The following is an 18,512-nucleotide window of genomic DNA, read 5'->3' as shown; positions in this document are numbered from 1 at the left end:
GGGCATCAATTCGAGTACGCGATCGACGTCGAGGACGACCATGAGCTGGCCATCGAGGCGGTGGACCCCGCCGGCGAGCTTGGCCATGCGGGGATCGAGGTTGACGGGGTTTTCCTCGCAGCCGTCGTCGGGCAGCCGCAGCACCTCGCCGATCTGGTCGATCAGGAGGCCATAGGATTCCCCGCGCAGGTCGACACCGACCGCCATCGGCGGCTTGCCGTCATCGGCCTTCGGCAGCCCCAGGCGAGCGCGCATGTCGACCACGGTGACGATGCGGCCGCGCAGATTGAGCACACCGGCGATCTCCGCTGACGACAGCGGCACCCGCGTCAGCCGCTCCGGCATGAACACGTCCTGCACCCGCGAGATCGGCAGCCCGAACAGCTGCCCGCCGATCACGGCGGTGACGTATTCGACCATGGCGCCTTCGCTTGTCTCGGTCTTGCTGGTCATCATGACAGTTCCTTAAGCCGCCCGGCGCAGTTCGGCGGTCTGTTCCTTCAGCGCCGCGATCAGGCCGGGACGGTCGAACTTGGCGACATAATCGTGGAAGCCGGCCTGCCGGCCGCGCTCGATCGCCGCCGGCGACACCATCGCCGACAGTGCGATGATCGGCAGCCCGGTCAGATTGTTGTCGGAACGAATGCTCTCGGCGAACTCGAAGCCGTTCATCTCGGGCATCTCGATGTCGGTCAGCACGACGTCGAAGGCCTGCCCCGAACGCAACACGGCAAGCCCCTCCTGCGCGTTCGGCGCGGTCCGCACCTTGTAACCGGCAGCCTTCAGCACCGGCGCCAGCATGTTGCGGAAGAAGGCACTGTCATCGACCAGCAGCACGGATTGCGAGCTTGCCGAGGGGCGCATCTCCTTGCGCGAGAACCAGTCGGCAAACGCCATCGGCAGGAAGTGGCCGACGTCGATCACCTCGGTGGCCTGGCCCTTGATCACGGCCGAGCCGAGGATGCCCTCCTGCGAGCCGGCGACCTCGATGTTGAGCCGCTCCTCGACGATGTCGATGATCTCGTCGACCACCAGCCCCATCGAGCGGCCGTCGTCGGCGAACACCAGGATCGGCTGGGCGCCTTGCGTCTGCACATTGACGCCGGCCATCTGCACCAGCGGCATCAGCTGCTCGCGGTACTGCACCATGTAGCGGCCGTTCGAGAGCTCGATCTTGTCGGTTGCGATCTCCTCCAGCCGGGTGACGAGGCCGAGCGGCACCGCCTTGGGCTGGCTGGAGCCGGCACGGAACACCAGCAGCGAGGTCAGTTGCTCGCCGGACGAGGCATGGGCCGAAGCACTGTCGTCGGCCATGTCATGGGCCGAGGAGCCGGAGGCGCCGAGCGCCTTGGCGATGCCGTTGGGGTCGATGATCATGATCACGGCGCCATCGCCCAGGATGGTGTTGCCGGAGAACATGTCGATGTGGCGCAGCTTCGTGGACATCGGCTTGACCACGATCTCCTCGGTGTGGAACACGCCGTCGACCACGATGCCAAAGGTCTGGCTGCCGACCTGCGTCACCACGATGAAGCCGTTCTCGGGATCGGAGGTCGCGCCGTCGTCGATCTTCAAGAGCTTCTTGAGGTGGATCAGCGGCAACAGCTTGTTGCGCAGCCGCAGGACCGCCGTGTCCTTGATCCGCTCGATGCGGTGCTCGGAGTTGGCCCGCGCCCGCACCAGCTCGACCACGGCCAATTGGGGGATCGCAAAGCGATCACCGCCGGCTTCCACGATCAGGGCCGAGACGATCGCCAGCGTCAGCGGGATCTTGATGGTGACGGAGGCGCCCTCGCCGGCCACGCTCTTGATGTCGATGGTGCCGCCGATCTGGTCGATATTGGTGCGCACCACGTCCATGCCGACGCCGCGGCCGGAGACCGAGGTGATGGCGGCTGCGGTCGAGAAGCCCGGCGCGAAGATGAACTTGTGGATCTGCGCTTCGGTCATCTTGTCCAGTTCAGCCTCGGTGACGAGACCGTTCTGGACTGCCTTGGCCTTGATCCGCTCGGTGTTGAGCCCGCGGCCATTGTCGGCGATGCAGATGATGATGTGGCCGCCCTCGTGATAGGCAGAGAGCCTGATGGTGCCCTGCTCGCCCTTGCCGGCGGCGACCCGCTCGGCCGTGGTCTCCAGGCCATGGTCGGCGGAGTTGCGCACCATGTGCGTCAACGGATCCTTGATCAGGTCGAGCACCTGGCGGTCGAGCTCGGTGTCGGCGCCGTGCATCTCCAGCTCGATCTGCTTGCCGAGTTCGCCGGAGAGATCGCGGACGATGCGGGGCAGCTTCTGCCAGGCGTTACCAATCGGCTGCATCCGCGTCTTCATGACGCCCTCCTGCAGCTCGGCGGTGACGTTCGACAGCCGCTGCAGCGGCACCTTGAACTCGGTGTCCTCGTTGCGCCTTGATATCTCCAGCAGCTGGTTGCGGGTCAGGACCAGCTCGGAGACCATGGTCATGAGGTGCTCGAGGGTGTCGACGTTGACCCGGATCGACTGGTTGGCGATCTTGTCGCCTTCCGGGACGTCGCCCTCGGCGGCAGCCGCCTTGCGGGCCGGCTTCTTCGCGACCTCGGCGGGCTCCGCTGCGGCAACCGCAGCAACCACGGGCGCTGCGGGTTTGGCAACAGGCGCGGGCGCGACCACTTCGGGCGCGGTCTCGCGGAAGGCGCGTTCGAGTTCGTCGAGCGAGACCTCGCCGGGGCGCAACGGGCGCTCCAGGGTCTGCACCACCAGCGTGCCTTCGGGCATCGCCGGTTGCACCGGAGGTGCGGCGACAACAGGAGTTTCTTCAGCAGCTGCAGCAGCAGCCATAGCGGCCATGCCGCGCTCAACCATGGCTTCCAATTGATCGATCAGATCGCGGTCGTCGCCTTCAGGCTCGGCCTCGGTGGCCTCGAGCCCTGCCAAAATCTCCTTGATGCGGTCGATCGAGGACAGGATCAGCGTCACGGCCTCAGCCTTGACCGGCATGCCGTCGCGGAATTTGCCCATCAGGGTCTCGCCGGCATGCGCCAGCGCTTCCAGCCGCGGCAGGCCGAGGAAGCCGCAGGTCCCCTTGATGGTGTGGACCAGGCGGAAGATATTATCGAGAATCTTCGCGTTGTTGGGGTCCTGCTCGAACCGAACCAACTGGTTGTCGACCGTGTCGAGGCTCTCGCCGGTTTCGGTCAAGAACTCCCGCAACAAATCATCCATGAAACTGGCCTCGAACGCGGTGGCGCGCGATATCGCAGCGCCTGACGGAACCGCGCCAGCTTCTCCGCAAACCGTTTAATATTGGTTGAGCAAATGGAAAAGAACGGGATCAACAAAGAGATAAGGCCGCGCGATCGGATCGCGCGGCCTGTGGTAACCGTTGATTAACGATGTTGCCCGCCGCCGCGTTCAGGCCGCGGCGATGATCACCTTGTCGCCCTCGAGCGTGAGCGTCACCTTGAGGCCGCAGGCTTCCGCCAACAGCCGCGTGTAATGCGGCTGCACCGCATGCGCATCGACTGAATTGGACGAAGTCGCGCTGAGCAGGTCGACGATGTTCTGCGGCACGCGGGCATTCAGACCAGCGGCCGTGATGCGGAAATTGATGGCCTCGCCCTCGCCGACCGGATCGATGATGAGCGTGCCGCCACGCGGGATCGTCTGCTGCGCGATGACCAGCATGTTCAGCAGCAGCTTGACGCGATTCTTGGGCAGCAGGAGCCGCGGCAAATTCCAGGTCAGCGTAACCTTGCCGTCCTCGATATGCCCCTTCGCCATGTTCTGCGCGTCGCCAAGATCGATCTGCGCGCCGGCGGAACCAGCCGCGCCGAATGCCAGGCGGCAGAACTGCAGCCGCGCCGAGGCGGTTTTGGCGCTCTTGCGGATCAGGTCGAGGGCGAACTCGCGGTCATCAGGCTTGGGATTGTCGTCAAGGACCTCAAGCCCATTGACGATTGCACCCACCGGGCTGATGAGATCGTGACAGACCCGCGAGCACAACAGCGCCGCAAGTTCGAGCGCATCGGGAGCGGGACCGGGAGACGAAGTGCCAGACATAAATTGTTCCTGGAAAGCCGCACGCCGCGGGAGGGGTGCGAATCACGCATGCCTGTTGGCTTGATACACCGCGCAGACGCATGCTGCCAGCTTGCGGCGGGACTGATAAAGCATGATCCGGAAAAGTGGAAACTGGTTTTTCGAAAAGATCATGCTCAAACAAGGACATGAGATCATGATGCGATGCCTTGTCATCGCATCATGATCTCAGGGAGAGACGAACAGGATATGAGACCGCTCATGAATGAGGCACAATCGCCCACCATCGACTGCGATGCCGCCGCCACGCTGCTCGAACCGCTGACCGAACTGGTGATTCGGGCCGGCGAGGCAATCCTCGCGGTCGACCGTTCCGCGATGAAAGTCGGCGGCAAGGGCGACGGCTCGCCGGTGACGGAGGCCGATCTGGCCGCCGACCACATCATCGTCGAAGGCCTCGCGCGGCTGGCGCCGCGGATATCGCTTTTATCCGAGGAGCGCGTCCATCTGGCAAAGCCGCCCTACAAGGACAGTTTTTTCCTGATCGATCCGCTCGACGGCACCAAGGAGTTCGTCGCCGGACGCGATGAGTTCACGGTCAATGTGGCGCTGGTCACGCATGGCGCACCGCTGCTCGGCATCGTCGCTGCACCCGCGCTCGGTCTGATCTGGCGCGGCATCGTCGGCCAGGGCGCCGAGCGGCTGAGGCTGCGTGACGGCGTGGTCGCAGAGGCGACACCGATCAAGACTCGCCCGTGTCCGCCGCGCGGCGCGCCATGGATGGTTGCGGTCAGCCGCTCGCACGGCGACGAGCGCACCGAAGCCTTCATTGCCGGCCGCGGCGGCGCGATCCGCTCGATGCTGGGTTCTGCGGTCAAATTCGGCCGGGTCGCCGAGGGACAGGTCGATATCTATCCCCGCCTCTCGCCGACCTCCGAATGGGACGTTGCCGCCGGTCATGCGGTCGTCGTCGCGGCCGGCGGCAAGGTGACGGACTCACGCGGCCGTCAGCTGCATTTCGGGCTGGGCCGTGAGGACTTTCTGGTGCCGGAGTTTATCGCCTGGGGCGACCCGGCCGCCGCGTCATGATTTGTTGCGATTTATTGCGCGAGATTCGCCGCGAGTTCCGGCCAGCGCGCCACCGCTTCCTTCAGGAAGCGCGCCGGGTCGGCGGCAAAGGCGTCGCGGCTCTTTTCGCGATTGAAGAGATAGAGCCTGTTGCCGGCAACCACCCAGAACCGCGGATTGCCCGCGCAGGTCACCCCACGCACCAGGTCGGTCGGATCGTAGCCGCCGAACTGCGGACCATAGATATCCGGATGGGAAACGAACGAGGCGCGGTTGCCCTCGTTGCGGAACCGCCAGACCACGCCGCTTTCAGCGGCCTCGAATTCCGGTCGTCCCAGGGAGGCCGCGGCGTCCGTGAAATAGGCGACAGGATCGAACCCCTCGATCGCGAGGCCGGAATATCGGTTCGTCACCACCCGCTCGGTTGTAGAGGCCTGGACCGAGAGAGGCGGCCAGCTAGCCGCCAAAATGCCCGCCAAGAGGCCGAAAAAGGCCATTCCGCGGCACCAACCGTATCTTTCCTGCCGCTCTGCCGTCATAGTTGGTGCCGATAACATCCGAGTCGAGGGGACACTGGGCGCAACCTAGAGCCGTGCGTGTTGGCATCAGGTTAAAGGGCAGCGCCCGGATTTCGATAGCAGGGGTTCTTTATGACTTTCGCATCACGCCTTGCCGCGGTCGCGTTCGCCGCGCTGATGTGCTGGACCGCACAGGCGTCCGCACAGCAGCCCGCGCCGCCGCAGTACCCGCCGCCCCAGCGTGAACCGAGTCCGAGCACATACGGGCCCGAGGAACTGGTCGGCGCCGGACACAAGTTCTTCGGCAACGTCTCGCGCGGATTGGCCTCGGTCATCGAGCGCGCGGTCAGCCAATGGGGCCTGCCCAACGGCTATGTGCTGGGCGAGGAAGGCTCCGGCGCCTTTGTCGCCGGCCTGCGCTACGGCGAAGGCACGCTCTATACCAAGAACGCCGGCGACCTCAGGGTCTACTGGCAGGGACCCTCGGTCGGCTTCGACTGGGGCGGCGACGGCGCGCGCACCATGACGCTGGTCTACAATTTGCCTTCCACAAACGCGATCTATCAGCGCTTCGTCGGCATCGACGGCTCTGCCTATATCGTCGGCGGGTTCGGCATGACCGCTCTGACCGCCAACAACATTGTGCTAGTGCCGATCCGCTCCGGTATCGGCTTGCGGCTCGGCGCCAATGTCGGCTATCTCAAATACACCCCCCGCGCGACCTGGAATCCGTTCTAATCCTCGTCTTTGCGAGTGATCTGCTTCGGCCGACACAGCGCGATCAGCGATTCAGGTTAACGCTGCAATGGGCTGGCCTTGGGCCGGCCCGCCGTGGCATTGTGATTAACAAATTCCTTCTTCCGGTGGAGTAACCCTTCATGATCGAACCGATCATGTACGCGGCGATCGGTTTCCTGATCTCGATGCTGTGCGGCCTGATGATCGTGCCGCTGGTGCATAACCGCGCCGTACGGCTGACGACGCGTCGCATGGAAGCGGCGACCCCGCTCTCGATGGCCGAGATCCAGGCCGACAAGGACCAGCTCCGCGCCGAGTTCGCCATGTCGGCGCGACGGCTCGAGATGAACGTCGACCAGCTCAAGAACAAGACCACGAGCCAGCTCGCCGAGCTCGGCAAGAAGACCGATGCGATCAACCGCATGAAGATCGAGCTTGGCGAGAAGAACGCCGCGATCTTCGCGCTGGAGGCGCGCGAGAAGGCGATCAAGGAGCAGCTTCGCGCCACCGAGGAAGAGTTCGCCGCCAAGACCGGGCTGTTGCGCACCGCCGAGCAGGCGCTGGCCGACAAGCGGACCGAGCTTGGCAAGATCAACGCCGAACTCAACGACCGCTCCATGACGGCCGACAGCCGCCAGGTCGAGCTCGTCGCGGTGCGGACCCAGATCGAGGAGCTGAAGGGCCGCGTCGGCGATGCCGAGAAGGAATTCACGGCGACCCAGGCCCGCCTCGCCCAGGAGCGCAGCCAGTCGGAAACCGCGACGCGCGACCTGACCGATGCGCGTGGCCGGGTCGAAAATCTGAGCCAGCGCGTCACCGATCTCGACCGCCAGCTCATCGTCCAGGTCAAGGAAGCCGAGATGCTCGGCAACCGCGTCAACGACCTCGAAGCGCGGCTTGCCACCCAGGGCAAGCTGCTGGCCGAGCGTGAATACGAGAACAACCAGCTCAGGCAGGCCAACGACACCGCCGAGCGAGCCGCGAAGGAGCTGCGCGAGGAGATCGCCGCGACGAGCGGTGGTAAATCGCCTGCGCTCGAGAAGCTGCGCCAAGAGAAGGCCGCCGCCGAAGAGCAGCTCGGCATCATCAGCGACGAGCGCGCCAAGCTGCAGCGTGACATCAACGCGATCCAGCAGCAGGCCGAAAGCTCCTGGGCGACCGAGCGCATGGAAAACGCGCTGCTGCGCGAGCGCATCAATGATATCGCCGCCGAAGTGGCCAAACTCGCGATCCAGCTCGAGGGGCCGAATTCGGCGATCGAGGCCATGCTGGCGGCTGAACCGACCGTGCCGGCCAAGATCGCCGCCAAGCCCGCCAATGGCGCAGCTGCGGCGACCAGCCCGCCCGAGGGTGGCGGCACCCTGGCCGAGCGGATCCGGGCGCTGCAATCCCACGCCTCCCGCGCCCGACAGCAGGGGGCCTGATATCGGCGCTCGTGACTTGACACCCCACCCCGCCACTTCGTAAATCGCGGGCTCTGACGAAGCGCCTTCTTCGACCGGCCGCCGACCAGCGGCCCTTGGCACGTCAAATCCCGGACGCATAGCTCAGCGGGAGAGCGTTCCCTTCACACGGGAGAGGTCCAAGGTTCGATCCCTTGTGCGTCCACCATTAATACCAATCAAATCAATAGCTTCTTTCGCACGCCGCTTTTGTGGCGACCGGAAATCAAACACCTCAGGCCGAACGCAGCACGAATTGGCGTGCGGTTCCGTGCAAAGTCCAAGGTGCAACGCTGGACGTAGCGCTCGTGCACCGTCATAAAGTCGAAGCCGCATCTTCTGGAAATCCTCGCTGATGCTAATCCCGACCTTGAGCTCATCGACGGGACAGGAGCAAGCCATGGACGGCGGCATGGTCACATCAGCGCCGGCTTTGGTGCGCTTTGCCGGTATTCAGAAGACCTACGACGGCGAACACCTCGTGGTGAAGAACCTCGACCTCGACATCCGAAAGGGCGAGTTCGTCACCCTGCTGGGCCCTTCGGGCTCGGGCAAGACGACCACGCTGATGATGCTTGCTGGCTTTGAGGTTCCGACCCATGGCGAGATCTACCTCGCTGACCGGCCGATCAAGAACACGCCGCCGCACAAGCGCGACATCGGCATGGTGTTCCAGAACTACGCCCTGTTTCCGCACCTGACGATCGAGGAGAACGTCGCCTTCCCGCTGTCCGTCCGCAAGGTCAACAAGGCGGAAGCGCAGGAGCGCGTGCGGACGGCGCTACGCATGATCAAGCTGGAAAACCTGGCACACCGGCGGCCCGGGCAGCTCTCCGGCGGCCAGCAGCAGCGCGTGGCGCTGGCGCGCGCGCTCGTGTTCAACCCGCAGCTCGTGCTGATGGATGAGCCGCTCGGCGCCCTGGACAAGCGCCTGCGGGAGCAAATGCAACTCGAGATCAAGCAACTGCACGAGACAATGGGCATCACCGTCGTCTACGTGACCCACGACCAGAGTGAGGCGCTCACCATGTCGGACCGCATTGCCGTGTTCAACGACGGCATCGTGCAGCAGATCGACAAGCCCAACACACTGTACGAGCACCCGGTGAACAGCTTCGTCGCCAACTTCGTCGGCGAGAACAACGTGCTGGCCGGCACCGTCGAAAACATCGAACAGGGATATTGCCGCGTCGCGCTCGCCTCCGGCGGCTTCGTGATGGCGCAGGCGGTCAACGTGACAGGCGCAGGCGCCGCCACGTCGCTGTCGGTGCGGCCGGAGCGGGTCTCCCTCCTGACGGACGACGAGGCCAGCGACGGGCCGAACCGCCTGCGGGCCACGGTGCATAACACCATCTATCTCGGCGACCACGCACTGGCCGTGCTCGCGGTCGCCGGCAACGAGGAGTTCATGGTCAAGCTTCAGCCGGGCGCGCATGGCGGCCTGAGCCATGGCCAAAGCGTGTCCATCACCTTCCGTCCCGAAGACTGTCTGGCCCTTGATCCCGTATGATCGAACGCTGCAATCGGCCCCCCGAGCGATCGGGCCGGGACGCATCCGCCTCCAAGATGCAACTCGCATGAAGAAGGAACGAAGACGATGCCGAAGCTGAAGATAGCGCTGGGATTCGCCGCGACGTTCACCGCCGGCATTGCGCTGGCCACGGCCGCGCAAGCGCGTGACCTGACCGTCGTGTCGTGGGGCGGTGCATACCAGGATGCCCAGAAGAAGGTTTATTTCGAGCCGTTCAGGAAGGCCGGCAGCCCGATGAACGACGAGTCCTGGGACGGCGGCATCGGCGTGCTGCGCGCCAAGGTGCAGGGCGGAGCCGCGACCTGGGACGTGGTCCAGGTCGAGAGCGACGAACTGGCGGTTGGCTGCGAGGAAGGCCTGTTCGAGAAGATCGATTATTCGAAGATCGGCAGCGAGGCCGCCTATCTGCCGCCGGCAGTCGACCCCTGCGGCATCGGCGCCATCGTGTACGATTTCGTGCTCGGCTACGACAAGGACAAGCTGAAGGACGCGCCGACGAGCTGGGCCGACTTCTTCGACACCAAGAAGTATCCGGGCAAGCGCAGCCTGCGCCAGGGTCCGAAGACCACGCTGGAGATTGCCCTCATCGCCGACGGCGTCGCGCCGAAGGACGTCTACAAGGTGCTGGCCACCGACGAGGGCATCGAGCGCGCCTTCAAGAAGCTGGACACCATCAAGAACGACATTGTCTGGTGGAAGGCTGGTGCCCAGCCGCCGCAGCTGCTCGCGTCCGGCGAAGTGGCGATGACGTCGGTCTACAACGGCCGCATCGATGCCGCCAACAAGAGCGAGAAGAAGAACTTCGGCATGGTGTGGAACGGGGCGCTCTACACCATCGACAGCTGGGTCATCCTGAAGGGCAGCCCGAACAAGGACGCCGCCTACAAGTTCCTGGACTTCGTCGGCAAGGCCGAGAACCAGGCCAAGCTGTCGGAGAACATTGCCTACGGTACCTCAAACAAGGATGCCGCAGCTCACCTGCAGCCGGCCGTTCTGAAGGACCTGCCGACCGCACCTGATAACATCAAGAACGCGGTGGAGATTAACGTCATATTCTGGCTTGAAAACATCGACCGCCTGACCGAGCGCTTCAACAAGTGGGCAGCGAAATAGCGCGCGCAGGGCTCAACCGATGGCGGAAGCGTTCCTGACTGGCACCGATGCGCCGACCGGGGTGCCGCTCAAGCGGCGCCTGAGACGGGCGGAGCGGGCGCGCCAGTTCAAGGCGTTGGCGCTGATCCTGCCGCTGCTTCTGTTCCTGCTGTTCACCTTCCTGGGTCCGATCGCCGGCATGCTCTGGCGCTCGGTCGACGACTGGGAGGTGGGCAAGGTCCTGCCCCACACCGTGGCGGCGCTGGCCGACTGGGACGGCAAGGACGTGCCGGACGAAAAGGCCTACGCGGCGCTGGCTGATGACATCCAGGCCGCGCGTGCCGCCGGCACCATCGCCATCGCATCCAAGCGGCTGAACTACGCGCTGAATGGCTTCCGCACCATCCTGGCCAGCACCGCGCGCAACCTGAAGGCCGCGCCGGAGCCGGGCACGGCCAAGGAGACGCTGGGCAAGATCAATCCGGCGTGGGGCGAACGCGCCACCTGGACGGCGATCAAGGGCGCCAGTGGCCCGATAACCAGCTTCTACCTGCTGGCGGCGCTCGATTTGACCAGGAACGTGGACGGCGCGATCGTCGCGGCCCCGCCGGATCAGGCGATCTACCGCGACCTGTTCGCCCGCACCTTCACCATCAGCTTCGGTGTGACCGTGCTCTGCCTGATCCTGGGCTTCCCGGTCGCCTACCTGCTCGCGGCACTGCCGCCCGGCCGGTCGAACCTGCTGATGATCTTCGTCTTGCTGCCGTTCTGGACGTCGCTGTTGGTCCGGACCTGCGCCTGGATCGTGCTGTTGCAGAAAGAGGGGGTCGTGAACGACAGCTTGCGCTGGCTCGGCATCATCGACGAGCCGTTGCGCCTGATCTACAACCGTTTCGGCGTGGTTGTGGCGATGACCCACGTTCTGCTGCCCTTCATGATCCTGCCGCTGTACAGCAGCATGAAGGCGATCTCGCCGGCTTACATGCGTGCCGCCGCGTCGCTCGGTGCGTCGCCCGTCACCGCCTTCCTGCGGATCTACCTGCCGCAGACGCTGCCGGGCATCGGGGCGGGATGCTTGCTCGTCTTCATCCTGGCGCTCGGCTACTACATCACGCCGGCGCTGGTCGGCGGCGCCCCCGATCAAATGATCAGCTACTTCATCGCCCTCTACACAACCGAAACGGTCAATTGGGGCTTGGCCTCGGCGCTGGGTGCGGTGCTGCTGTTCGCCACCCTGCTGCTGGCCGCCGTCTACGGAAAACTGGTCTCCGGCCAGCAAGTCACGGGAGGCATGAAGAATTGAACGGCGCCCCTTCCCTCCGCACGCCCAGCCAGCGCATCGCATGGACCACGACGATCGTTGCCTCCACGCTGGTGTTCTTCTTCCTGATGGCGCCAATCCTGGCGATCATGCCGTTGTCCTTCAGCTCCGGCTCCTACCTGACCTATCCGCTGCCGGGCCTCTCGTTACGCTGGTACGAGGACTTCATCGGCTCCCCGCGCTGGATGATGTCGCTGAAGAACAGCATGATCATCGGCGTCGCCGCGACCGTGCTCTCCATGGTGCTCGGCACGCTGGCCGCGCTGGGCCTGGCGCAGTGGAAGAGCAAGTTCAAGCCGCTGGTGCTCGCGGTCGTGCTGTCGCCGGTGGTCGTGCCTGGTGTCATCACCGCGGTCGGCTTGTACTTCTTCTTCGCCCCGATCGGGTTGACCGGCAGCTATTTGGGTCTGATCCTGGCCCACACCGCGCTGGCGACGCCCTTTGTGGTGATCCCGGTCAGCGCGACGCTGCAAAGCTTCGACATGAACCTGGCGCGCGCCGCAGCCTCGCTCGGCGCCTCGCCGCTCTACGCCTTCCGCCGGGTGATCCTGCCGCTGATCCTGCCTGGCCTGGCGTCGGGCGCGCTGTTCGCCTTTGCGACCAGCTTCGATGAGGTGATCATCGTGCTGTTCATGGCCGGACCGGAGCAGCGCACCCTGCCCCGCGAAATGTTCAGCGGCATGCGCGAGAACATCAGCCCGACCATCACGGCGGCGGCGGTGATCCTGACCACGGTGTCAGTCATCCTGCTCGCCACCCTGGAAGGCTTGCGCCGGCGTAACGAACGGCTGAAGGGCAACAGCGCCTGATCGGCGTCCTTACCTCGCGCCCTTCAACCGATCCGCCATGCGCTCGGCGATGGCGACCGTGGTCAAATGGGTGTTGGCGCGCGGGACCTCCGGCATGATCGAGGCGTCGATCACGCGCAGCCCCGTGCATCCGATCACCCGGCATTCAGGATCGACGACCGAGCGCGCGTCGTCCGGCGCGCCCATGCGGCAGGTCCCGCTCGCGTGCTGCGCGTCGCTGCACTCGGCAAACAGCCAGTCATCCAGCTCCGCATCGCTGAACGGCTCGTCCATCGAGCGGCCGCTGGCGCCGTAATCGACGCGGTGAGCGATATCGGTCACGGCAGGCTGCAGGCAGATATCGCGGACGCGGCGGACGCCGTCGCGCAGGCGTACCAGATCGCTGGGATCAGACAGCATACGCTCCTCGACATCAGGATCGACCTCGGGGTTGACGGTGGTGATGCGGACGTGGCCTTGGCTGAAGGCCTGATAGACCGAGACCGCGATGCGCCCCAGCGTGACATCAGACATCGATTGCGGCGAGCGGGCGAGATTGCCGGCGATCATGATCATGTCGTTGTCGCCGGCGCCCGCGAGGCCGGACGAGTAGCGCAGGCAGCAATTGGTGTGCCGGTGCATCAGCGTGCTCACCTGGCTGCCGTCGCGCAAATGCAGCAGTGCGCTCACGATCGGATGATCGAGCAGGTTCTCGCCCACCGGCAAGTCCGCGCGAACCGGGATACCGAGCCCCTCCAGCAGGCCTGTGGGCCCGATGCCGGAGCGTTGCAGGATGGCCGGCGAATGGATGGCGCCGGCGCAGAGGATCACCTCCTGCGTCGCGCGGGGCGTATAGGATTGGCCTTTGACGCGGACCCGGACGCCGCTGGCGTGCAGCCGGTTGCCCTCGAAGGCGATGGTGTCGACCAGGGCATGACCGACGATGTGAAGGTTGGCGCGGCCGCGCGCCGGCTCCAGATAGCCGTCATTGGTGGAGATCCGCAGTCCGGCCTCGCTGTTGATGGCGTAGGGCGAGACGCCGGTGCCGGTCGGCGCGTTGTGATCCTCACACCAGCCATAACCGAGGGCGAGCGCGGACGCGCGCAAGGCACGGTCGACATCGCCCCAATCCGGGATCGGCGCGCGATACACCGGGATCGGACCGCGATCGCCGTGATAAAGCGCGTCGGAGAAATTCTTGTCGGTCTCGAGCTTGCAGAAATAGGGCAAAAGCTCGTCCCACGACCATCCCGTGCAGCCCGCTTCCACCCAGCGGTCGATGTCGTCGGGCACGGCGCGGATCGCGATCTGGCCGTTGATTGTCGAGCTGCCGCCCATGGCGCGGCCGCGCCAGAGCAGCAGCGGCTGCTGCCGCTCGGTGCGTCGCGCCAGCAGCTTCGGCCAACGGAAGTCGTCATCACCGATGGCGCGCATCGGGTTCGGGATGCGGATGTGTTCCGGCGTCGTCGCGGTGCGCAGATCTTGCCCGGCCTCGAGCAGCAGCACGCGATGCGCCGGGTCTTCGCTCAATCGCGCCGCCAGCGTCGCTCCGGCGGAACCTCCGCCGATGATGATCGTGTCGTATTCCTGTTCAATCACGTCGGGTCACTTCCACTGCCTGCGCTCGTTCCAAGGAGAAGGTCGTAATGTAGCAAGGTCAGCCAAGGCACCTACGAGCCAATTTGGCCGCAAATACCTGAGATAACATGACTTTTCCGACGACACTATCGCTTGATGAGGTGAGCCAGGCCTACGGATTGTGGTTCACACGGGAGAGGTGATGATGCTGTGTCACTGACGGCGCGGATGGGCGCCGGTTGAGTTCGCCGAGCAGGCCGCGGACGGCGCCGTCGAATTCATCGGGCTTGGCTTTCTGATCGGCCTGCTGCCTGCCGTGCGGCTGCTGCCGGCGTCGGCCGGACAAGTCGTCATTCGCGGCGACGAGAAGGCGCTCGAGATTGATGGCGTCAGTGCGCTCCGCACCGGCAACCAATGGCGCGGGCTCACGCGGTTGCGACGGGGCTGGCGGAAGATCGCCGCGCGCGATCCTGCGCCGGCGGCGCGAGATCATCTCGCGCCAGCCATATCCCGTACCGACCCCGATACCGAAGACGATGACAATGATCAGAAGTCCCAGCATTGTTTTGTCCCACACTCACCCTGCCGCATTGCAATAAGCCGACAATGAAGGCGGAGAGTTGACCGTCGACGCCCGTTTTTGCAGCGCGGTGACCGTGTTGGATCCGCGCCCACCCGCGGAGTCCTACGGTCTTTTATTTGAGGTCCTCCTCGGCTACCTTCCAGGAACTCGGGGGGCCGGGGGAACTGAATGCGCAAGAGCAATGACTACATTTTGAGGTTGCAGCCGTGGTCGTTGTCCACGTTCGTTGCGGCGCTGCTGATAGTGATATTGACCACCGCGATGCAGGAGGTGTTTGCGACCTTCGGCATGCAGCTTTATTTCGCAGGCTTCGTGCCCGCGATCCTGATTGCGGGCCTGCTCGGCGGCGCGCCTGCCGGGGCTTTCGCCACCATCATCACGATCCCGATCGTGATCTGGGCATTCATGCCGCCCTACTTTGAATTCTCCTGGCCGACCGCAGCCGATTACGACAGCATCTCGACCTTCCTGCTGTCGAGCGCGCTCGTGATCTCTTTCTCGCAGCTCTATCGCGAAGCGATCATTATTCTGCGGAAGTGAACCCGCCGACGGGAAGCCGACCCGCCGCCAAGGGCACGGGGACGCTCCAGAGGCGAGTTGCCTCAGATCCCGAACATCCAGACCGCAACGATGGTGGCGAGTGTCGCCACCCCGCTGATGGTCCATCCGGCGGCGTAGAAGGCGTCGTCGGGAGCGGTGTCGAGCATCGCGTCGGTCGTTTCCGTCATCGATCGCCAGCGCATGGCGCGTCTCCTCGGAAATCCTGCCCATCTGCACAACGCCGATCGAAGTTCCCGGTTCCACGCGTTCTGACGACGACCCGCTGATCACGGACACCTGATCAGTGAAAGCGGAACCTGCGACATTCTGTCCCGTTGAGGCGCGCCGGAAAGAAAATGGGAGAACCATCCGATGCGAACACTGATCCTCGCCGTCACTGCCCTCGCCTTTGTGTCGTCCAGCGCATTCGCGCAGGACAAGGCCGCAGCACCCGCTGCACCAAGCAGTGACACGGCAGCCAAGAGCGATACGACCAAGATGGCGCCGAAGAAGGCGAAGAAAGCGGCCAAGAAGTCGAGCACGAAATCCGGCGACGAGGCGACCAAGCAATAAAGAAGAGCCGTCGAACGTTCGACGATCACGCGACAGGCCGCCCGCTGGGCGGCCTCTTTCGGTTCTGGCCCGCGACGTCGCCGGCGAGCGCCGGGCCGTTGAAAAACAGGCTCTTGCATTGAAGTGCGGAAGGGGGAGCGAAAGAGAAGCGGAACCGGTGATCTCACCGCTATTCGATCGTTCTGAAAAATGACCACCAGCCCCTTTAATTGCTCCCCCTGCCGCGCCTTCAGTTGTGGCGCGGAGGCGACGGCGGCGCATGATCCAAACGGGCTATCACGGCAGACGCGCGCATTATCCTTAATGCTGAGCGCCATCGTCCCGCGTCTCCATCAATCCGCTGACGCGCAGCCGCTCGGCAAACCAGAGCGAGGCCGGTCGCGCGATGCCGCCGCCGACATAAACCTCGGATGAGCTCACCTTGTTGCGTCCCAGCGTCACCAGCACGCCGGTGGCGAAGGCGAACCAGACATGCGGGTCGGTCAGCGCCTGTAGCTTGTGTTGATCGTGCTCGACCGGCTGGTGGTTGCTGTCCTTGCGGACTTCGATGGCGAGCAGATTGTTGGGAATATCGCGCTGGTGCACCACGATGTCGGGATAAACAGACTTGCCGAGATGGTCGTCGGTCGAGACAACAGATCCGTGCGGCAGCCGCAACGTGCGTTCGCCGAGCCGGTCGTAGTTGCAATCGACCTGCCAGCCCGAAAACTGCCGCTCGACATAGACCGCGAGACGGTGGGTGAGTGTCCGCTCGCCCAGATCGCGTTCCAGCAGGAAACCCTCCTGCGCGTAGAACTCCTGCAGCGCGGCGATCACCTTGTTCAGTTCGGTCTGCATGACATCTCCGACTGACAGCGCCGCCGCCGCGGCCGTTTTTAGTTGAGCATGATCTCAGCGCAAACGCTTCGCGTTTGTCGCAGGGGAAAACCGGCTTCCACCTTTCCGGATCATGCTCTGAAAATCCTACATCTGCACTTCGATCAGCCGCGGCCCCGGCTCGGCGATGGCGTCCGCCAGCGCCTTGTTGAACTCGTCGGCGGTCGTCACTGCGCGGGCCGGCACGCCCATGCCCTTGGCGAGCGCGACGAAGTCCAGCGTCGGGCGATCGATCTTCAGCATGTCCTGCGCGCGCTTGCCCGGCTCGCCGGCGCCGACGCCATCGAACTCGCCGCGCAGGATCTGATAGATCCGGTTGGCGAACACGATGGTGAGGACGTTGAGCCCTTCGCGCGCCTGCGTCCACAACGACTGGATCGTGTACATCGCACTGCCGTCGCCGACCATGCAGATCACCTTGCGGTCCGGACAGGCCACCGCCGCGCCGGTCGCGACCGGAGTCGAGTAGCCGATCGAGCCGCCCAGATTCTGAATCCAGTCGTGCGGGGCGGCGCCCGCCATCACCGGAAAGAAGCCGCGCCCGGTCGTGATGGATTCGTCGACCAGGATCGCGTTGTCGGGAATCGCCACGGCGATCGCCTGTGCGATCGACGCATGGTTCAAGGCACCGGTCGGCTTGACCAGCTCGACCGCCGCCTGCGGCTTCACATCGGAAGGCTTTGCGCCGAGCGCCGAGGCCAGCGCCTCCAGCGCCGCCACCGAGTTCTCCCCGCTCACGGTCATGCGATGGATATCGCAACCTTCCGGCTTCAGCAGGCTCGGCTTGTTCGGATAGGCGAAGAACGCCACGGGCTCGTTGGCTTCGAGCAGAACGATGTGCCGAAAACCTTTCAGCGCCGCCTGCGCCAGCTCAATCACGTAAGGCACCCGGTCGATCGAAAACCGCCCGCGTCCGCGCGCCATCCTCGGGCTGGCCAGCGGACCCATCACCTTGCAGCCGGTCTTGCCGGCGATCTGCGCCGCCAGCGCCAGCCCCTGCTCGGTCACCGCGCTGCCGGTCATCAGCAGCAATGTCGGTTCGCCGCTGCGCAGCAGCTTTGCGGTATTCTCGACGGCCTGCGGAGAATAGCTCTCACGCTGGGAGTCCACCGGCACCTGCGCCACGCCGTCGGCCTCGTTCCACGCGGTGTCGGCGGGCAGGATCAAGGTCGCAATCTGCGGCGGCGAACCGCTGGCGGCGGCGATCGCGGCGGCGCCGTCCCTGGCGACCGATTTCGCATCCGGCGAGGTGCGCACCCAGGCCGACATCGGCCGTGCCAGGCCCTCGATATCGGAGGTCAGCGGCGCGTTGTATTCGATGTGATAGGTCGCGTGCTGGCCGACGATGTTGACGACGCCGGAATTGGCCTTCTTGGCGTTGTGCAGATTGGCGAGACCATTGGCGAGGCCGGGCCCGAGATGCAGCAGCGTCGAAGCCGGCGTGCCCTTCATGCGGAAATAACCGTCGGCCGCCCCCGTCACCACGCCCTCGAACAGGCCGAGCACGCAACGCATGCCCGGGACCTTGTCCAGCGCGGCGACGAAATGCATCTCCGAGGTGCCCGGATTGGTGAAGCAGACATCGACGCCGCCTGCGACCAACGTCCGCACCAGGCTTTCCGCACCATTCATGCTCTCGCTCCCTTCAGAGATGTTCTTGAGATCGGGCTCAGATCAACCATTGTTCGTCCACTTCGTCAAAGGTTTAGCCGGGCAATGCTGGTATCGCTTACGGTCTGTTGCCTTTTAAACCGTGTTGTCTGAAAGTGCCTGATGTCACGGCTTCGTCGCTTGCGAAAGGCCGGCGATTGTGGCCTCTCTGGTAGATACTTGATGGTTCGCCGAGGACG

18 protein-coding genes and 1 tRNA gene are annotated in these 18,512 nt (G+C 64.6%); 10 read left to right on the top strand and 9 right to left on the bottom strand.

What is annotated here, in order from left to right:
* The 3 genes from UP09_RS16145 to chpT all read right to left on the bottom strand — a co-directional run.
* Positions 1–453, bottom strand: a 453-nt coding sequence (locus UP09_RS16145; RefSeq protein ID WP_044539230.1) for a chemotaxis protein CheW, incomplete at its 3' end; no start/stop codon positions are given.
* Between the two features lie 12 nt (positions 454–465).
* A complete protein-coding gene (locus UP09_RS16140) occupies positions 466–3,198 on the bottom strand; it encodes a hybrid sensor histidine kinase/response regulator (RefSeq protein ID WP_044539145.1) in 2,733 nt (910 codons plus the stop codon).
* 189 nt (positions 3,199–3,387) lie between these two features.
* Positions 3,388–4,035, bottom strand: coding sequence for a histidine phosphotransferase ChpT (gene chpT, locus UP09_RS16135; protein ID WP_044539144.1), 648 nt, complete (start codon positions 4,033–4,035; stop codon positions 3,388–3,390).
* 240 nt (positions 4,036–4,275) lie between these two features.
* On the opposite strand from chpT, the gene cysQ reads away from it, so the two are divergent.
* Positions 4,276–5,103 carry a 3'(2'),5'-bisphosphate nucleotidase CysQ gene (cysQ, locus tag UP09_RS16130; RefSeq protein WP_044539143.1) on the top strand — a complete coding sequence of 276 codons (828 nt, stop codon included), beginning with the start codon at positions 4,276–4,278 and terminating at the stop codon, positions 5,101–5,103.
* Positions 5,104–5,114: 11 nt separating this feature from the next.
* Here the strand turns inward: cysQ and UP09_RS16125 are convergent, their stop codons facing one another.
* Entirely contained in the window at positions 5,115–5,579 is a 465-nt protein-coding gene (locus UP09_RS16125; RefSeq protein ID WP_044539142.1) for a YHS domain-containing (seleno)protein, read from the bottom strand.
* Between the two features lie 153 nt (positions 5,580–5,732).
* Between UP09_RS16125 and UP09_RS16120 the strand changes: the two genes are divergently transcribed.
* The 7 genes from UP09_RS16120 (at position 5,733) to UP09_RS16090 (ending at position 12,533) form a co-directional block, all read left to right on the top strand.
* A complete protein-coding gene (locus tag UP09_RS16120) occupies positions 5,733–6,338 on the top strand; it encodes a DUF1134 domain-containing protein (protein WP_044539141.1) in 606 nt (201 codons plus the stop codon).
* Between the two features lie 140 nt (positions 6,339–6,478).
* Positions 6,479–7,762 (top strand): coiled-coil domain-containing protein, encoded by a 1,284-nt coding sequence (locus UP09_RS16115; RefSeq protein ID WP_044539140.1) that lies wholly within the window; start codon positions 6,479–6,481, stop codon positions 7,760–7,762.
* Positions 7,763–7,874: 112 nt separating this feature from the next.
* Positions 7,875–7,949 (top strand) — tRNA-Val (locus UP09_RS16110).
* A 231-nt stretch (positions 7,950–8,180) separates the two neighbouring features.
* Positions 8,181–9,290 (top strand): ABC transporter ATP-binding protein, encoded by a 1,110-nt coding sequence (locus tag UP09_RS38135; RefSeq protein WP_044539139.1) that lies wholly within the window; start codon positions 8,181–8,183, stop codon positions 9,288–9,290.
* Positions 9,291–9,377: 87 nt separating this feature from the next.
* Positions 9,378–10,424 carry an ABC transporter substrate-binding protein gene (locus UP09_RS38130; RefSeq protein ID WP_044539138.1) on the top strand — a complete coding sequence of 349 codons (1,047 nt, stop codon included), beginning with the start codon at positions 9,378–9,380 and terminating at the stop codon, positions 10,422–10,424.
* Between the two features lie 19 nt (positions 10,425–10,443).
* Positions 10,444–11,706, top strand: coding sequence for an ABC transporter permease (locus UP09_RS16095; protein WP_044539137.1), 1,263 nt, complete (start codon positions 10,444–10,446; stop codon positions 11,704–11,706).
* A 71-nt stretch (positions 11,707–11,777) separates the two neighbouring features.
* Positions 11,778–12,533, top strand: a complete 756-nt coding sequence (locus UP09_RS16090) for an ABC transporter permease (protein ID WP_156164634.1) — start codon at positions 11,778–11,780, stop codon at positions 12,531–12,533.
* A 9-nt stretch (positions 12,534–12,542) separates the two neighbouring features.
* Here UP09_RS16090 and UP09_RS16085 read toward each other — a convergent pair whose 3' ends face one another.
* Together UP09_RS16085 and UP09_RS16080 are read right to left on the bottom strand one after the other, a co-directional pair.
* The gene (locus UP09_RS16085) at positions 12,543–14,111 is read right to left on the bottom strand and encodes a GMC family oxidoreductase (protein WP_044539135.1); all 1,569 of its coding nucleotides are present in this window, start codon (positions 14,109–14,111) and stop codon (positions 12,543–12,545) included.
* A gap of 151 nt (positions 14,112–14,262) precedes the next feature.
* Positions 14,263–14,652 (bottom strand): hypothetical protein, encoded by a 390-nt coding sequence (locus tag UP09_RS16080; protein WP_044539134.1) that lies wholly within the window; start codon positions 14,650–14,652, stop codon positions 14,263–14,265.
* A 189-nt stretch (positions 14,653–14,841) separates the two neighbouring features.
* Between UP09_RS16080 and UP09_RS16075 the strand changes: the two genes are divergently transcribed.
* On the top strand, positions 14,842–15,213 hold the full coding sequence (locus UP09_RS16075; RefSeq protein WP_044539133.1) for a DUF4118 domain-containing protein: 372 nt from the start codon (positions 14,842–14,844) through the stop codon (positions 15,211–15,213).
* 62 nt (positions 15,214–15,275) lie between these two features.
* Here UP09_RS16075 and UP09_RS37665 read toward each other — a convergent pair whose 3' ends face one another.
* Entirely contained in the window at positions 15,276–15,416 is a 141-nt protein-coding gene (locus UP09_RS37665) for a hypothetical protein (RefSeq protein ID WP_156164624.1), read from the bottom strand.
* 169 nt (positions 15,417–15,585) lie between these two features.
* Here UP09_RS37665 and UP09_RS16070 point away from each other — a divergent pair, with 169 nt between their 5' ends.
* A complete protein-coding gene (locus UP09_RS16070; RefSeq protein WP_044539132.1) occupies positions 15,586–15,786 on the top strand; it encodes a hypothetical protein in 201 nt (66 codons plus the stop codon).
* A gap of 300 nt (positions 15,787–16,086) precedes the next feature.
* Here the strand turns inward: UP09_RS16070 and UP09_RS16065 are convergent, their stop codons facing one another.
* Both UP09_RS16065 and UP09_RS16060 read right to left on the bottom strand, forming a co-directional pair.
* The gene (locus tag UP09_RS16065; RefSeq protein WP_044539131.1) at positions 16,087–16,623 is read right to left on the bottom strand and encodes a hypothetical protein; all 537 of its coding nucleotides are present in this window, start codon (positions 16,621–16,623) and stop codon (positions 16,087–16,089) included.
* 126 nt (positions 16,624–16,749) lie between these two features.
* Positions 16,750–18,294: an acetolactate synthase large subunit gene (locus UP09_RS16060; RefSeq protein WP_044539130.1), complete on the bottom strand. Its 1,545-nt coding sequence runs from the start codon at positions 18,292–18,294 to the stop codon at positions 16,750–16,752.
* Between the last annotated feature and the right edge of the window lie 218 nt (positions 18,295–18,512).

Source organism: Bradyrhizobium sp. LTSP885, from assembly GCF_000938305.1.
Taxonomy (GTDB): domain Bacteria; phylum Pseudomonadota; class Alphaproteobacteria; order Rhizobiales; family Xanthobacteraceae; genus Bradyrhizobium.
Note: the sequence above shows the minus strand (reverse complement) of the source record. Positions and strands in the feature narration are given on the sequence as shown.

Excerpts from the sequence above, each read along its gene's own strand:
- UP09_RS16140 (WP_044539145.1), bottom strand. The coding sequence starts at position 3,198 with ATGGATGATTTGTTGCGGGAGTTCTTGACCGAAACCGGCGAGAGCCTC.
- chpT (WP_044539144.1), bottom strand. The coding sequence starts at position 4,035 with ATGTCTGGCACTTCGTCTCCCGGTCCCGCTCCCGATGCGCTCGAACTT.
- cysQ (WP_044539143.1), top strand. The coding sequence starts at position 4,276 with ATGAATGAGGCACAATCGCCCACCATCGACTGCGATGCCGCCGCCACG.
- UP09_RS16125 (WP_044539142.1), bottom strand. The coding sequence starts at position 5,579 with ATGGCCTTTTTCGGCCTCTTGGCGGGCATTTTGGCGGCTAGCTGGCCG.
- UP09_RS16120 (WP_044539141.1), top strand. The coding sequence starts at position 5,733 with ATGACTTTCGCATCACGCCTTGCCGCGGTCGCGTTCGCCGCGCTGATG.
- UP09_RS16115 (WP_044539140.1), top strand. The coding sequence starts at position 6,479 with ATGATCGAACCGATCATGTACGCGGCGATCGGTTTCCTGATCTCGATG.
- UP09_RS38135 (WP_044539139.1), top strand. The coding sequence starts at position 8,181 with ATGGACGGCGGCATGGTCACATCAGCGCCGGCTTTGGTGCGCTTTGCC.
- UP09_RS38130 (WP_044539138.1), top strand. The coding sequence starts at position 9,378 with ATGCCGAAGCTGAAGATAGCGCTGGGATTCGCCGCGACGTTCACCGCC.
- UP09_RS16095 (WP_044539137.1), top strand. The coding sequence starts at position 10,444 with ATGGCGGAAGCGTTCCTGACTGGCACCGATGCGCCGACCGGGGTGCCG.
- UP09_RS16080 (WP_044539134.1), bottom strand. The coding sequence starts at position 14,652 with ATGCTGGGACTTCTGATCATTGTCATCGTCTTCGGTATCGGGGTCGGT.
- UP09_RS16075 (WP_044539133.1), top strand. The coding sequence starts at position 14,842 with ATGCGCAAGAGCAATGACTACATTTTGAGGTTGCAGCCGTGGTCGTTG.
- UP09_RS37665 (WP_156164624.1), bottom strand. The coding sequence starts at position 15,416 with ATGCGCTGGCGATCGATGACGGAAACGACCGACGCGATGCTCGACACC.
- UP09_RS16070 (WP_044539132.1), top strand. The coding sequence starts at position 15,586 with ATGCGAACACTGATCCTCGCCGTCACTGCCCTCGCCTTTGTGTCGTCC.
- UP09_RS16065 (WP_044539131.1), bottom strand. The coding sequence starts at position 16,623 with ATGCAGACCGAACTGAACAAGGTGATCGCCGCGCTGCAGGAGTTCTAC.
- UP09_RS16060 (WP_044539130.1), bottom strand. The coding sequence starts at position 18,294 with ATGAATGGTGCGGAAAGCCTGGTGCGGACGTTGGTCGCAGGCGGCGTC.